The organism is Calothrix sp. CCY 0018 (genome assembly GCF_963920925.1).
In the GTDB taxonomy this organism is placed as follows: Bacteria; Cyanobacteriota; Cyanobacteriia; order Cyanobacteriales; family Nostocaceae; genus Rivularia.
The window spans coordinates 70,231-85,636 of sequence record NZ_CAWUDI010000029.1 but is presented as its reverse complement, the minus strand read 5'-3'; the positions used below and the strand labels follow the sequence as shown (position 1 = coordinate 85,636).

The 15,406-nt window shown below is 32.4% G+C and carries 12 protein-coding genes; all 12 read left to right on the top strand.

Going from position 1 to position 15,406, the window contains the following annotated elements:
* The first annotated feature begins 443 nt into the window (after positions 1 to 443).
* The 12 genes from ACM03V_RS20900 to ACM03V_RS20845 all read left to right on the top strand — a co-directional run bounded on the left by ACM03V_RS20900 (position 444) and on the right by ACM03V_RS20845 (position 15,343).
* Positions 444 to 1,292, top strand: a complete 849-nt coding sequence (locus ACM03V_RS20900; protein WP_414622745.1) for an ABC transporter permease — start codon at positions 444 to 446, stop codon at positions 1,290 to 1,292.
* Positions 1,293 to 1,497: 205 nt separating this feature from the next.
* A complete protein-coding gene (locus ACM03V_RS20895) occupies positions 1,498 to 2,889 on the top strand; it encodes an ABC transporter ATP-binding protein (protein ID WP_414622720.1) in 1,392 nt (463 codons plus the stop codon).
* 56 nt (positions 2,890 to 2,945) lie between these two features.
* On the top strand, positions 2,946 to 3,566 hold the full coding sequence (locus tag ACM03V_RS20890; protein ID WP_414622719.1) for a class I SAM-dependent methyltransferase: 621 nt from the start codon (positions 2,946 to 2,948) through the stop codon (positions 3,564 to 3,566).
* An 8-nt stretch (positions 3,567 to 3,574) separates the two neighbouring features.
* Positions 3,575 to 4,750: a class I SAM-dependent methyltransferase gene (locus ACM03V_RS20885; protein WP_414622718.1), complete on the top strand. Its 1,176-nt coding sequence runs from the start codon at positions 3,575 to 3,577 to the stop codon at positions 4,748 to 4,750.
* 33 nt (positions 4,751 to 4,783) lie between these two features.
* Complete coding sequence (locus ACM03V_RS20880) at positions 4,784 to 5,869, top strand: phytanoyl-CoA dioxygenase family protein (protein WP_414622717.1); 1,086 nt, start codon at positions 4,784 to 4,786, stop codon at positions 5,867 to 5,869.
* A gap of 68 nt (positions 5,870 to 5,937) precedes the next feature.
* Positions 5,938 to 6,855 carry a class I SAM-dependent methyltransferase gene (locus ACM03V_RS20875; protein ID WP_414622716.1) on the top strand — a complete coding sequence of 306 codons (918 nt, stop codon included), beginning with the start codon at positions 5,938 to 5,940 and terminating at the stop codon, positions 6,853 to 6,855.
* A gap of 37 nt (positions 6,856 to 6,892) precedes the next feature.
* Positions 6,893 to 9,247, top strand: a complete 2,355-nt coding sequence (locus tag ACM03V_RS20870; protein ID WP_414622715.1) for a glycosyltransferase — start codon at positions 6,893 to 6,895, stop codon at positions 9,245 to 9,247.
* Between the two features lie 236 nt (positions 9,248 to 9,483).
* The gene (locus ACM03V_RS20865) at positions 9,484 to 10,419 is read left to right on the top strand and encodes a glycosyltransferase family 2 protein (protein WP_414622714.1); all 936 of its coding nucleotides are present in this window, start codon (positions 9,484 to 9,486) and stop codon (positions 10,417 to 10,419) included.
* 152 nt (positions 10,420 to 10,571) lie between these two features.
* A complete protein-coding gene (locus tag ACM03V_RS20860; protein WP_414622713.1) occupies positions 10,572 to 10,943 on the top strand; it encodes a hypothetical protein in 372 nt (123 codons plus the stop codon).
* A gap of 609 nt (positions 10,944 to 11,552) precedes the next feature.
* On the top strand, positions 11,553 to 12,878 hold the full coding sequence (locus tag ACM03V_RS20855; RefSeq protein WP_414622712.1) for an ABC transporter ATP-binding protein: 1,326 nt from the start codon (positions 11,553 to 11,555) through the stop codon (positions 12,876 to 12,878).
* A complete protein-coding gene (locus ACM03V_RS20850) occupies positions 12,875 to 14,092 on the top strand; it encodes a methyltransferase domain-containing protein (protein ID WP_414622711.1) in 1,218 nt (405 codons plus the stop codon). The genes ACM03V_RS20855 and ACM03V_RS20850 overlap by 4 nt, the downstream gene beginning before the upstream one ends.
* Positions 14,093 to 14,122: 30 nt before the next feature.
* Positions 14,123 to 15,343, top strand: coding sequence for a glycosyltransferase family 2 protein (locus tag ACM03V_RS20845; RefSeq protein ID WP_414622710.1), 1,221 nt, complete (start codon positions 14,123 to 14,125; stop codon positions 15,341 to 15,343).
* Positions 15,344 to 15,406: the final 63 nt, after the last annotated feature.

Sequence of the window (15,406 nt, the reverse complement as noted above, 5' to 3'; positions counted from 1 at the left end):
GAATGATAAATAATGAAATAAATGCAGTAAACCAAGACTAAGTTTAGCTGAATAAGGTACTTCTGGGAATTAGGTAATGGGAGATGGGGGGATGGGGAGATGGGAGATGGGGAGATGGGGAGATGGGGAGAGGGGAGACAAGGGGACAAGGGGACAAGGAGAAATTTTAGAATATTAACTATGCCCCATGCTCAATGCCCAATTACCAATTACCAATTACCAATTACCCATTTCGTTGTATGATTATTTAAAAATTTTGTTTGCCTTCAATGAGTATAAGTAACTTTTAAAAGCGTGATTAAAAAGAATATTTCCTGTAGACAGTTGCTTACAAAGAAGAATGATTCAGGTTTTTAACGGCTATCAATAGGTTATCAATAAACTTTGGCGGCTAATTACGAATTGATTATTAACGTGTGAGGAATGGGAAGTCTATGCCAACAATGCAGTTGTTTTTCCGTGTTGGAAGTAAGTTAAGACGTATCCTACCGATTAGCGATCGGCTTTGGACGAAGTTCGATTTGTTGAGAACTTTAGTCAGACGCGATTTGGAAGCACGGTATAAAGGTTCTGTTTTAGGTAATTTATGGTCTGTAGTTAATCCGCTCTCGCAATTACTGATTTATACTTACGTGTTTTCCGTAGTATTAAAAGTAAAGTTGAGTCTTAAAGGTCTACCCGCAAATGAAAATGTATCGTTCGGATTATGGCTATTTGCAGGATTGCTTCCCTGGATTGCTTTTAGTACTGGTTTAACTCAATCTGCTAGTTCGGTAATTGGTCAGCCTAATTTAGTCAAAAAAGTTGTATTTCCGTTAACTTTACTGCCTTTAGTGACGATTTTGTCAGCTTTTATCGAAAGTTCGTTTGGTTTGATATTGCTGATTTTTTTTGTGGCTGTGTCTTCGGGGACTTTACATACAACATTGGCGCTATTACCTCTAGTTTGGATACCGCAGCTATTACTTACCGCTGGTTTGGGTTACTTGGTGGCAGGATTAACCGTATTTTTACGGGATATTCCGCAAACATTAAATGTTATTCTAAATATTTGGTTTTATGTTACGCCGATAGTTTATCCGATTACATCAATTCCGGAGAGTTGGCGAAACTGGGTATTATGGTTAAATCCACTGGCGGCGATTGTAGAGGTTTACCGCGAATTTGTTTTGACAGGGGAGGTGAAGCATTGGGGCGAGTTGGGGATAGCTTTTCCTGTATCGGTAGTTGTGTTTGTTGTCGGTTTTTTAGTATACAAAAAGTTACGTCCAGCTTTTGCTGATGTTTTGTAGATTAATGTATTTTAAGCCATTAGTAAGCGTGAGATATAAGATGCGAAAAAGTAATATTCTATCCTTTAAAACATAGCTGTAGCTAACATTGGAAAATACTTTTAAAAAAGGAAATTAAGTATAAAAGTTATTCCGGATACATTATGATTACCAGGGAATCTATTGATGTCGAGTGTGGTGTGAGCGTTGTAGGATTTACATTATTATGAGTGAAGAAATTGCGATTTCACTCCAGAATATTTCTAAGTGTTTTAAGCGGTATAATCATCCGGTTGACCGTTTAAAAGAACTTTTATTACCTCAGAAGACTTATGCTCAAGAATTTTGGGCGTTACGAGATATTAATTTAGAAATACCGAAAGGGCAGACTGTAGGCATTGTAGGGCGAAATGGCTCTGGGAAAAGTACGCTGCTACAAATTATTGCTGGCACATTAGCAGCTACTACAGGAGAGATGAATGTTAAAGGAAGAATTTCTGCACTCTTAGAGTTAGGAAGTGGTTTTAATCCAGAGTTTACCGGAAGGCAAAATGTATTTTTTAATGGGCGATTATTAGGGTTAAGTCAAAAAGAAGTTGAAGCCAAATTCGATGATATTGCTTCTTTTGCTGATATCGGAGAATTTATTGAACAGCCCGTAAAAACTTATTCAAGTGGAATGTTTGTTCGTCTAGCTTTTGCGGTAGCGATAAATGTTGAACCAGAAATTCTAATTGTAGATGAGGCTTTATCTGTAGGAGACGGAGTTTTCGTGCATCGTTGCATGGCAAAAATTAAAGAATTTCAAGATAATAATGGGACAATTTTATTTGTTTCCCATGATATAGGTTCTGTGAATCGCCTTTGTACCAATTGTTTTTGGCTTAATGAAGGTAAGTTAGTCGAACGAGGTAATCCAGCAGAAGTAAGTAAGTCATATCAGGCATGGATATATGACAAAATTAATCAAAGAATTAAAAGTGAGTCGGAAGCTTCAAGAATTTATAATCAAGAATTTACAAATCAAGAGATAAATAACGGCAGTTTAGAAGTTAAATCTCAAAAGCAAGCAGATAGTCTAAACATAAATCCTTATACAGAAATAAACTATCTTAGTTTTTCTAATTTTAAAAGATTTGGTACAGGCCGATGTGAGATTCTAAGTTTAAGTATATTGGATGATCGAGAAAAAGAAACTGCTTTTGTCTTACCGGGTGAAACATTAATAATTAAGGGAACAATAGTTAGCCATGATGATATTCTTAGTCCCATTTTCGGCATATCTATGTTTGATAGATTAAGAGTTTCAATCGCTGGTTGGAATACAAAACAATATGAGTATCAACTACCTCCTTTAAAAAAGAATCAAACAGTTTGTGTTAGTTTTAAATTCAAATGGCCTCATATCAAAAACGATAGTTATTCTCTTGAACCAGCTATTGCTGATGGTAGCCAAGAAAATCATGAAATGATTGACTGGATTCAAGCTGCCGTTACTTTAGAGTCAGGAGTTACAGATTTAACTTTTGGCTTTATCAGATTTACAGATGTTAAAGTAAGCCATGAATTTAAAACATTGAGAGATCATCAATTATTCCAAAATTTCTTAGTCCAATGATTTGTTATTGTTGCGGTTCCAATGAGTTTAAATACAATCCAGTTCTTTGGCAAGAATTGATAGATGAATGGCGTATAGGTAGCCATGAATGTGAATATATTAATAAACAACAAGGATTGCACTGTGTAAAATGTAATTCTAATTTACGTTCAATGGCATTAGCCTTAGCAATAATGCAAATTTATGGATATAAAGGTATATTTACAAATTTCGTGACACAAAAAGAAATAAACAAGTTAAATATTTTAGAAATAAATGAGGCAGGTAGCTTAACACCATTTTTGTCAAAATTATCTGGTCATACAATTAAGAAATATCCAGAAATCGATATGATGAATATCAAATTTCCAGATATGTATTTTGATCTAATTATTCATTCCGATGTTTTAGAACATATAAAACACCCAATTAGAGGTTTGTCAGAGTGTTTTAGAGTCTTAAAAAAAGGGGGTTACTGCGCTTTTACAATACCTATGATTGTAGATAGATTAACTATTAACCGTGAAGGTTTACCACCTAGTTATCATGGTTCTCAGGATAATAAAGCAGATTTTTTAGTACATACTGAATATGGTTGTGATGCTTGGAAGCAAGTAATTCAAGCAGGATTTCAAGAGTGTAGATTGTTCTCTATTGAATATCCTTGCGCTCAAGCTTTAGTAGGAGTTAAAGATTAGAAATTACTATGAAATTTACTGGTGAAAGATATTTACCTAGCTTAGATGGTCAAATAAAGTATGAACATTTACATAGATATGCTTTATGTTTAGAATTTGTTAAAGGTAAACGTGTACTTGATATTGCTTGTGGCGAAGGTTATGGTGCTGCTTTATTAACAAAAGTTGCTCAATCTGTAGTAGGAGTTGACATTAGTGAAGAAGCTATAGAGTATGCAACTAAACAATATTACACCTATGAAAACCTTAAATTTTTAATAGGTTCTTGCGAATCGGTACCTTTAGCAGATAATTCTATAGATGTGGTGACATCTTTTGAAACGATAGAACATCATGATAAGCATGAAGAAATGATGCAGGAGATAAAAAGGGTTTTAAAACCCGATGGAGTATTAATAATTTCGTCTCCAAATCGCTTAACTTATTCAGATGAACCTAATTATTCTAATCCTTTTCATGTAAAAGAGCTTTACTATGATGAGTTTCTTAACTTACTTAACAGGTACTTTAAATATACTGAATTTAATGGACAAAGATTAGGGATTGGATCTTTTGTATTTCCATTACAAAATACTTCGCACAAACACCTAAAGGCTTATAAAGGAAGTTTTAATCATTTAAATCAACAGGTTTGTAGTTTGAAATCGCCGATATATTTTCTTGCAATATGCTCTGATAGATTGGACGAAATACAAATACCTATAGACTCTATATATATTGATGAATTCGATGATTTACTAAAATCCCTTGAGACTCATTGTCAGAAAACAGACAAAACTTTGCAGCATTGTTTATCTCAACTACCACAAACCCAAGCTGAATTAGAACAATCCCAATCCCAACTACAACACACCCAAACTGAATTAGAACAATCCCAATCCCAACTACAACAAACTCAGGCACAATTAGAACAATCCCAATCCCAACTACAACAAACTCAGGCACAATTAGAGCAATCACAATCGCAATTACAACAAACCCAAGCTGAATTGGAACAATCCCAATCCAAATTAGAACAAACCCAAGCTGAATTAGAACAATCTCAATCGCAATTACAACAAACTCAAGCTGAATTACAAATAGCCCAAAATACTATTAAAGACGTAGAAAGCAGTAAGTTTTGGAAAATAAGGAAAGCTTGGTATAAGTTTCAAGACGTAGTAAGCTTCAGAAATATAGACTGAAAAACTAATAATTGTTAAGGATATACAGTAGATATGATTCTAAATGCATCTAAATATCGAAGCTATTTCGGTGGGCTTTGGACTGATATGGCTAATGCTCATGAAGAGGTTGAGGCAAAATTAGCCGCAGGTATTATCACCGCACAGGAAAGACAGCTATTAGATCATTGGGTTGAGAAAGGATATGTAATTATTCCAAATGCCGTTCCTCATGATGTGATCGATCAAATAAACATTGATATTGAGCTAGCTTGGAAATCATTAGACAACCGTGTAAAGGTAGCAGCTGGTAGCTATGGAACAAGTAGTTTGCATACTTCCAAACGAGATGAGCCAGGATGTAGAATCCTTGATTTTTATGCCCTTTATCCATCGTGTTTAGAAGCAATGTTTGCTGACAAAATTCTAAGATTTTTAGAAATTATATTTGATCAGAATATTTTAGCATTTCAAAGTCTCTCTTTTGAAATAGGTACGGAACAAGGTATGCATCAAGATACTGCTTATGTTGTGCTTTCTTCACCTATGAAATTAGCAGCTTCATGGATTGCGTTAGAAGACATAGAATATGGAAGTGGAGAGTTAATATACTATGAAGGAAGTCATAAAATAGAAGAATTTTTATTTGAAGGAATATATAAACATTGGGATGGACAAAGTTTAGAAGTGCATCATGAATATTTAGATGCTCTTCACAGCAAATCTCAAAAATTGAATTTACCTTTGAAGAAGTTTCAAGCAAAAAAAGGAGATGTATTGATTTGGTCAGCCGATCTTGTTCATGGAGGGTCTAAAATTAATCACGCTAATCCCAATCAGACTAGACGGAGTTTAGTAACTCATTACTGTCCTTATAATGTAAATCCAAATTATTTTAGAATTGCTCCCCATAACAGAACTAAACTTAATTTCAAAGAAGGCTGTTACTATAGTAGTTATCATCATAATATATCGGAACGCGAACATAAGTTAGATGAAGGAACTTTTAAAACTATTCAGTTGCAAGAAGAAATAGAAACACTTAAAAAAAATATCAATGCTATGGAAAATAGTAAATTTTGGAAGTTAAGAAGTGTATGGCTTAATTTAAAAAAGGCTATCAAATTAGATGATAAATAATATCGATTATTTTAAGTTAATTCATTAATTGATGGCACAGATTGTTTTTTAATTATCAAAACTGAATTATGAATAATTCTAACTTAGAAAAAGCAAAAGAAACTTGGAACAATATAGATATTGCCAAAGTTAGGTCTGTAGCTTGGTGTTCAATTTCTTACTTTGAAAATAAAACATCCTATAATTTTTCGGGTGGAGAGTCAAGCGTTCATTTAATCCACAAATTATTAGCTGAGAGATTGCCGCAATCTAAATTAAATAATCTCAAAGGAGCTGCATTAGTTTGCGGTGATATGCAATCAGAAAGAGGTTTTTTTGAATTAGAACAATTCATCCAATTTGGTGAAGTTAAAGGTTACGACTTAAGCGAAGTTTCTCTAGGCAGATACCAGCCAAACTCAAATATTAATTTTATACCCAATTTAATTGATTGTAACGACTTAATATTGGAGAGAGATTCCTTTGATTTGATAGTAGGCTGTCACGGGATTCACCACGTTTACAACCTTGGAAATTTATTTTATCAAGCTCACAAAGCATTAAATAAAAATGGGCTAATTTATCTTTACGAATGGATTGGAGCGGAATATTTACAGATTCCTTTAACTAATCATATATTTGCGGCAATTTTGTTATTTTTACTTTTTCCATCGAAAAAAACTAGAACCACTCATATGGGTAAAGTTAAAGGTTTTTGGATACAACACACTCCACCAGAATTCGATCCATCTGAAGCATGTAATTCTCAAGAATTATTACCACAATTTTTAAAATATTTTAAGCCTCTTAGAATCGTTATCCATGGAGGTTTAACATATCCTATCTTTGAAGGTATTGCTCAAAACATAGATGAAACTAAGCTGATTAATAAAATCAAAATTAGGATAGTTTATTTTACTGAAGAATTACTTACAAAAATAAGGTTAATTAAACCTTGTTTTATGGTGGTTGTTGGAGAAAAAAAATCTATTGGCACTCTCGATTAGTTTATTGTTGAATAAAAAGATGCATGAATATCTTAATATGAATAATACTGTTAGCATCATTGTTCCCATCTATAATGCTTACCACGACACAAAAAAATGTCTCGAATCTTTATTACTTAATACTGATGACAAACATCAAATTTTGTTAATGGATGATTCAAGTACAGATCGAAGAATTATAAACTTTATTCATGAATTATCATCTCAATACTCTCATATAAGTTTTATTAGAAATTCACAAAATGTTGGTTTTGTGAAAAATTGTAATATTGGATTTCGCGAGTCTGACCAATTAACTGATGTAGTAATATTAAATAGTGATACTATTGTTACGCCAAACTGGCTAGAAAAGTTAGTTTTTGCAGCTTATTCAAGTCATTATGTTGCTACTGTTACCCCTTTAACAAATAATGGAACTATATGTTCAGTTCCTAATTGGTTAGAATCGAATGAAATTCCTGATGGACACACTATTTTAAGTTTTGCTAGTTTAATTGAAAAAACTTCTTTACGCAAATACCCTAGAATTCCTACGGCTGTTGGTTTTTGTACCTATATAAAACGAGAAGTTTTAAATAATATCGGTTTGTTTGATGAAATTAACTTTTATAGAGGCTATGGAGAAGAAAATGATTTTTGTTGCAGAGCTTCAGAAACAGGATATTTCCATATAGTTGATGATGCTACATTTGTTTACCATGCAGGATCAAAATCATTTAAGTCAGATAAACAAAAGCTAATAGAAGATAATAGCAAAATTTTAGCGAAATTGCATCCAAGGTATTTCCCTGAAGTATACTCTTTTATTGAGTCTAATCCGTTAAACGATATCCTTGATAATATAAAACTTCATTTAGAAATAGAGAAATTAAAAAAATTATCACCTATATGCTTTATATTGCATAATAGTGTAGATACTGCCGTTAATCAACCACTCGGAGGTACAGAGTATCACTGTGCAGCATTAATATCAAATTTATCTCAGAATAGACCCATATATAATATTTTTTATAATAAATATGCTAATTTGCTTGAATTGGAAATATTTTATAAACAACAAAAGTTAAATTTTAAATTTCCTTGTGAATTTCAGCGTCCATATGGTAACAATTATTTTAACCATAGTTCTCATTTCTTACAATTACTTGTAGGAATATTTAGCTATTTTCAGCCGACTTTACTTCATATTCATCATATAAAAGGTCTGCCCATTGCCGATGTAGTCTCGGCAATAAAACAGGTAAACATTCCTTATTTTATATCTTTACACGACTACTATTTAATATGTCCTAGCTACAATCTTATTGATTATAAAGAAAATTTCTGCTATGAACATAAAACTAGGGAATATTGTCAAACCTGCGTTCAATCATTATTTAATGAAGGAAAAGAATTAAGGCATCAGTGGCAGCACTATTGTCAAAAACTACTGGAAGGAGCAGTTAATATTATAGCTCCATCTAAAACTGCATTATCTTATTTTCAAAGAGAGTATAATCATCTTAAACTTGATGGTTGTAAGTTTAAAGTAATCAAACATGGTATTTTAACTGAATCAGATATAGATAAAAAAAATAAAAAATTATTTATTAGTCAAACTGATCTTTCTATCGGGAGTCCTATTAAGGTAGCTTTAGTAGGCTCTATAAATATAGCAAAGGGTTCAAAAATATTTATCCAATTATTAGATAAAATATCGCAAGATCAAAAATTGAATAAAGAATTTCACTTTGAAATTATTGGTCGATTTAATCTAAATATACCCAAACATATACAGAATGTGACAATTAGAAGTGAGTATTCTCGAAAAGATTTAGCTGTTCTTTTAGAGCAAATTGATATAGCAATATTTCCTAATATTTGGGCGGAGACTTACTGCTTAACAGTTGATGAAGTTATAGCACATTGTATTCCTGTAGTTACCACTCCTCTAAGTGCAGCATCTGAAAGAGTCAAAGAATTTGAAGTCGGGTGGGTAAGTAAATCTGCTTCTGCTGATAATCTATTAGAAACTCTAATTGATATAAAAAGTAATCATCAAGAATATATTAAGATTAAGAAGAATACAAAAAACTATCCTTTATTATCTTATGAAAAAATGGCTCAGCAATATTTAGAACTATATTTAACAAATAAGACCGTTCGTGAAACATTAGAACTAGAACAGTTCATATCTGCAAAAAAAATTAGTAAAGCTTATTTTTATAGTAATGCTTCATTATCTCTTACTGAAGAACAACAGGTAAAACTACAAAAACTCAACTTAATGATTAATGCAATGGAAAGTAGCAAATTTTGGAAACTAAGGGTAGCATGGCTTCGTTTAAAAAAAGCTTTAGGAATTATTATAGATGATGATTGGATGAAAGAAAGAGGTGGCGTATTCAAGTAGGAATAGTAACAATTATTGTATTTAAATATCTAAAAGAAGTTAACGAATTTAAACATATTTGGAAGTCCCTAAAAACAAAAAAAGTAATATTATATATTTGTCAAACTATAGTATCAAGACTGATAGCATAAATAAATTATCAACAGTAGTCAACAAAAAAATCTCAATTTATATGTATAAAATATGGTTAATTTTGCTTATAAATTTTAAACATTTACAATCTAATTAATATAAATTTGAACATTTTAATTCAGAAAAGAGTTATAGCATATATTACTGCTTATGAAGATCCAGAAGCAGTTAAAAGCTGTATCAAAGCTATCTTAAATCAAACTTACGATATTGCACAAATTTTAATTATAGATAATTCTCTAAAAAACAAATTAGATTTCAGCGGACAGGAAATTGCTAATAATATCAAAATTATTAATTATCCCGAAAATATTGGAATTTCTGGTGGTATAACCATAGCATTTGAATTTGCTATTAAACATGGTTATGATTTTTTGTGGACTTTCGATCAAGATAGTATTCCTCAGCCGAATTGTTTAGAAACACTTCTAAAAGTTTATAACGAAAAACTAAATAATAGTTATTCTGTTGGCATTATTGCTCCTGTTTCAATTGATCTTAGAACAAACGAAGTTATTACGGGTGCAATATTTGTTAAAGATCATTTTACTGGATGTAAGCATAACAATGATTATCCTTATGAATGTGATGCTCCTATAACCTCTGGTTCGTTAGTATCTATAGCAACTGCCAAACAAAATATTTCGCCACGCGCCGATTTATTTATTGACGGCATAGATATGGATTATGGACTACGACTTAAACAAAATGGATATCACAATTTAATAGTTCCTCAGTCCATTTTAGAACATAAATTTGGTAATCCACTTAAAGTTAAATTTTTCAATAAAGAAAGCATTTTTCAACAATATTCTGCCTTACGTCATTATTATATTTGTCGCAATCATACCTATTTAGCAACTCGCCATGCAAAAAGTTGGTATATCATTACAAGCTGTTTGCGACGAATTAAATATCTGATTCATCATATTATTTTAATTTTATTACATGATTCAGAACAGAAACTTTTAAAAATATGGGCTTGTTTAAAAGGTACTTTAGATGGTTTTCGAGGTAAACTAGGTAAAAGTTGGGATTAATTTTCCAAAATTTCCTAATTATTTTAAAATATTACAGATTACTAATTTTTCATAGCCGAAGGCACCATAAAAAAATTGTGTTTAAGATTTAACTGTAAAAATTTCATCACAAAAAGCTAAAATAAATATGTAAGTAGTATAAATTATTTTGAATGAATAAATCGATAGAACTTCCTAGTGGAAAGATATTAAATGTAGCCCGTTTTATAGCCCTGCTACCACCTAACGATACTACCGATGGTAGTTATCAGTTACTTTTGGAAGGGTATCCTAACCCTATTAATCTAGAATTATCAGATGCTCAGACTTTGAAAAAGACTTTAGAACTAGATAAAGAAACAGCAGTATGGGATAAAAATAAGCAATTAGAGAAAAACCAACGAGCCATAGAAATTTTAGGAAAACGAATACAACATTTTCAAAATATACCTGAATCCGAATCCATAGCTAGACAAGAATTCTTTGAAAGTTTTAAAAAAACAATAGATTCTCAACGTCCAGACGGACAAAAGTTATATTCATAATAACCATATTTTGAATAAATTAAGATAGTTAGGAATTTTTAAAATCCTGTGAAAATTTTATCTACAATCATATATTAAGTTAGTAGTAATACCATTTATTTATAAAGATACGCCGAATTTAGCCCACGCAGGTGGGCTTTGTTTGGGTAGCCCCACTCTTCCAGAGTGAGGGCGATCTTTAGTTATTAAAGAAGAGCCAAAACAGCGCTTACTATTCATATTTCAGTCTACTTTAGTAGACTTTGTATATAAGCCTGGGAATTTATTCCAAGGCGGTTATAAGCACTTATTGAGATTTATTTTTCATATTTTAGGACTTACGCAATCGCAACGTTAGCGTTCAGGCGGAGCGTGCGGCTCAGCGTGCCCCGTAAGGGACATAAAATTAGGTATTCCCAATGTTAAGATCCCCCCAACCCCCCTTTTTAAGGGGGGCTTTGCGTAAGTCCTATATTTATCGAATAATTCGGCAAATTGGCAACTCAAACAAAATAAAACTATCTACAATCGACTGGAATAATTAAAAACTGACATTACAGCAGCATCTTAACCAGCTTCAAACAGGGTAGTAAGTTAACTTGTCGGTTTTTATAATTACCAGCCTTCATAATGAGTGAAGACATTGCAATCTCTTTGAAAAAAGTCTCAAAGTGCTTTCAAAGGTATGCTCATCCGGTAGATAGATTAAAAGAAATTTTGCTACCGGGTAAAAGTAGAATCTCGCATTTTTGGGCGTTACAAGATGTTGATTTAGAGATAAAAAAAGGACAAACAGTAGGAATTGTTGGGCGCAATGGTTCCGGTAAAAGTACGCTATTGCAAATTATTGCAGGTACTTTAACACCAACCGTCGGGGAGGTAGTTGTTAGGGGTAGGGTATCGGCACTTTTAGAACTTGGAAGCGGTTTTAATCCGGAGTTTACGGGAACACAAAATGTGTTTTTCAATGCCAGATTGTTGGGATTAACTCAACAAGAAATTGAAGATAAATTTGATGCGATCGCCGCTTTTGCCGATATCGGTGATTTTATCGAGCAGCCGGTAAAAACTTATTCAAGTGGGATGTTTGTTCGCTTGGCTTTTGCGGTAGCGGTAAATGTTGAGCCGGAAATTTTAATTGTAGATGAAGCTTTAGCTGTGGGGGATATTGTATTCCAACACCGCTGTATGCGACGAATGCGAAGCATGATGGATAGTGGTGTGACAACGTTATTTGTCTCTCACGATTCTGGTGCAATTAAAACCTTATGTAATTCGGCAGTAATGATTGATGCTGGGAAAATTTACGCTTCCGATACTCCCAACAATGTAATTATCAAATACATGAAATTGGTGACAGAAAGTGAATTAGGATTGGTAACATCGGAAGAGAATGTTGATAATAATACAGTTGCTCAAAGTACCAGCGAACAAACTTCTGCAATTAAATTAGAACAAACTCGTAGAGGAAGTCGTAAAGCATTAATTGAAAATGTACAGCTATTTCATCAAGGCGGAGAAGAAGCTGATGAAAGCCCTATTTTTGGATTTAACGAACAAGTAAAGCTTGTTATTGAAGTACGGGTTTATCAAGAGTTACAGGGCTGCATTATCGGATTCTTCGTTTGCGATAAAAATGGAAACGAACTAATTGGTAGTAATACGATTGAAGAAAATCAATCTATTGGAAAATTAGCAGCAGAAACTAATTTACAAATTGAATTTACATTTAAATTACCATTACGTCCAAGCTCCTATAGTTTAACGGTAGCTGGTGCAGAAAACTATACGGCAATGACATTTGATTGGATCGATAACGCCATAGTTTTTCAAGTATTGCCGCCAGATACGGGGAAGCGGATTCATGCTCTGGTAGATACACCAATAAATGTCAAGGTATTACAGCATAACTTACCAATAAAACCAACAAAAACCAACAAAAGCATAATGCTATGAATGCCGACTTGGAAAAAGATTATCCTTCATTAGTAAATTTGTTAGAAACAGATTTAGATAACAACAGCAGTTTAAAGAAAATGCTGTCATTGGTAGGAAGAAACAAGCGCGTTATTGACTTTGGCTGTGCTACAGGTTATTTAGCTCGCTTACTTACTAATAGAGGTTGTGAAGTTATTGGGGTAGAAGTTAATTCTAAAGCTGCAAAAATTGCCAAAAATTATTGCGATGAAGTGATTGTTGCCGATTTAGATTTTGTATCTTTGAATGATATTTTATCCGAACAAATATCTAAGCAAAAATTTGATATAGCTATATTCGGCGATATTTTAGAGCATCTACGCAATCCTTGGAAGGTATTGCAAGAAACCCGCAATATATTAAAACCTCAAGGATATGTTATTGCTTCTATTCCTAATATAGCTCATGGGGCGATTAGGCTTGCTTTATTACAAGGGAATTTTGAATATAAACCACTTGGTATTTTAGATAATACCCATTTGCGGTTTTTTACTCGCGAAACAGTCGAGCAATTATTTGATGATTCTGGATATTTAATAGATGTAATAGAGCGAACAAAGTTACCTATATATTCCAATTCCGATCTAATCCCAGCTATTGATAAAAATAATTTCGATAAAAATATTACTAACGACATCGAGCAAGATGAAGATGCGGATACATTGCAATTCGTTGTGAGAGGATATCCTGTTTCTTTAGAAAATAAATATGCAAATTTACATAAACAGTATTTTGAAGTTGTGGAGCAACTAAATAACTCGGAGACTAAATTAGAAAATCTGCAAGTAGAATATCAAAACTCAAAGGTTCAGATTCAAACTCAAAGTACAGAATTTGAACAAACTTTAAATAAGTTGCAACAGAGTGAAATACTGCTGAAAGAAGAAAAAAATAATTTACAGCAAACTCAAATTGAATTTAAAAAAGTCAAAAATCGACTCGAAGAATATCAAATTTTACTTGAAGAAACACAAATTCAGTTGAATCACAAACAATCACAGCTTGAGCAAGAAAAAAAACAATTACAGCAAGTACAGCAGCAATGGGAAGATAATCAAAATCAGCTACAGCAAGCTCATAGTGGATGGGAACATTGCCAGCAAATTATTAAAGCAATGGAAACCAGCAAATTTTGGAAATTACGTGGAGCCTGGTTGAAATTTAAGCATTCTTTAGGTTTAAAAGTTGGGTAAATTAAGGTTTTTGATTAGGGATGTTAAATAATGATTAGTCACGTAAAGCAATCTCAATTAGTTATAAACCAAGAAGAATTAAATCATCGTCATTCTCAAATATTAGCCAATCACCAAGAATTAGAAGAAAAATATTTTAAGCAGAATGTACACAGTTTCAAAAAACAGATTTCTCAACCATTACGAATAAAAAGATCGGATTATAACTTAGAAGAAAAAAGATTATTGGTTATAGCGCGATCGCAAGCTGCTAATTTGTGTAAAAGCAAGGGACACAATCCTTGGGAATTAAAATATAATCGGGCATATCAAGATTGTAAAAATCCTTGTATAACTGTTATAATCACACTTTTTAATTATTCCCAATATATTAACGAGTGTTTGGATAGTGTAGCTCATTCAGATATTGCGAGTTTAGCAGGAAATATTGAGGTGTTGGTAGTTGATGATTGTTCAACCGATAATTCCGCAACTGTTGTTGAAGATTATTTGCATAAATCTGATTTACCTATATGTTTAATCAAAAAATGGTTTAATACTGGCTTAGCCGATGCCAGAAATATTGGTTTAGAAAAAGCCAATTCACCTTATATATTTATTTTAGATGCTGATAATTGGATTTATCCCCACTGTCTATCAGTGCTTTACGAACAAATAAAATTAAATAAATATGCTGCTGTTTATGCAGAAATAAGCCAATTTGATAATGATACGAGAAAAGAAATCAACAGAATTTCCTGTCATGAGTGGGATGTGAATAAATTAGTCACGCAGCCTTATATTGATGCTATGGCTATGTTTAATAAAGAGATATTGCTTAAAGTTGGAGGATATTCTACAGATTTAATTGAGTATGGTTGGTTTGGCTGGGATGATTACGATCTTTGGTTAAAATTAGCCCAAGCTAACTATACTTGTAAGTTCGTTCCTCAAGTTCTTAGTGCGTATAGAGTTCATGCAACTTCGATGATAAATACTACTAATAAATATGCACTTAACCTTGCTAAATATTTTTGTCATAAATTTGCCGATATTGCTCAAAAATATCAAAAATCGGAGATGATATTTGGTTTTATTCAAGATGAATTATATTCCGATCGCTTTTGCATTCAAGAAAATAATTCACAACTTTTATTACAAGAATTACAGTTCGCTCAAAATAAAATCTCAGCGATGAAATCAAGTAAATTTTGGAAGTTAAGAACTCAATGGCTAAAGCTGAAAAGTTTTTTTATTAAAATTAAAAATTAATGATTCTTCAGTAGTTGGTATGCTATTCAGCTAAAAACATTATTTACGCTTTATATACTATTC

Excerpts from the sequence above, each read along its gene's own strand:
- ACM03V_RS20900 (WP_414622745.1), top strand. The coding sequence starts at position 444 with ATGCAGTTGTTTTTCCGTGTTGGAAGTAAGTTAAGACGTATCCTACCG.
- ACM03V_RS20895 (WP_414622720.1), top strand. The coding sequence starts at position 1,498 with ATGAGTGAAGAAATTGCGATTTCACTCCAGAATATTTCTAAGTGTTTT.
- ACM03V_RS20885 (WP_414622718.1), top strand. The coding sequence starts at position 3,575 with ATGAAATTTACTGGTGAAAGATATTTACCTAGCTTAGATGGTCAAATA.
- ACM03V_RS20880 (WP_414622717.1), top strand. The coding sequence starts at position 4,784 with ATGATTCTAAATGCATCTAAATATCGAAGCTATTTCGGTGGGCTTTGG.
- ACM03V_RS20875 (WP_414622716.1), top strand. The coding sequence starts at position 5,938 with ATGAATAATTCTAACTTAGAAAAAGCAAAAGAAACTTGGAACAATATA.
- ACM03V_RS20870 (WP_414622715.1), top strand. The coding sequence starts at position 6,893 with ATGAATAATACTGTTAGCATCATTGTTCCCATCTATAATGCTTACCAC.
- ACM03V_RS20860 (WP_414622713.1), top strand. The coding sequence starts at position 10,572 with ATGAATAAATCGATAGAACTTCCTAGTGGAAAGATATTAAATGTAGCC.
- ACM03V_RS20855 (WP_414622712.1), top strand. The coding sequence starts at position 11,553 with ATGAGTGAAGACATTGCAATCTCTTTGAAAAAAGTCTCAAAGTGCTTT.
- ACM03V_RS20850 (WP_414622711.1), top strand. The coding sequence starts at position 12,875 with ATGAATGCCGACTTGGAAAAAGATTATCCTTCATTAGTAAATTTGTTA.
- ACM03V_RS20845 (WP_414622710.1), top strand. The coding sequence starts at position 14,123 with ATGATTAGTCACGTAAAGCAATCTCAATTAGTTATAAACCAAGAAGAA.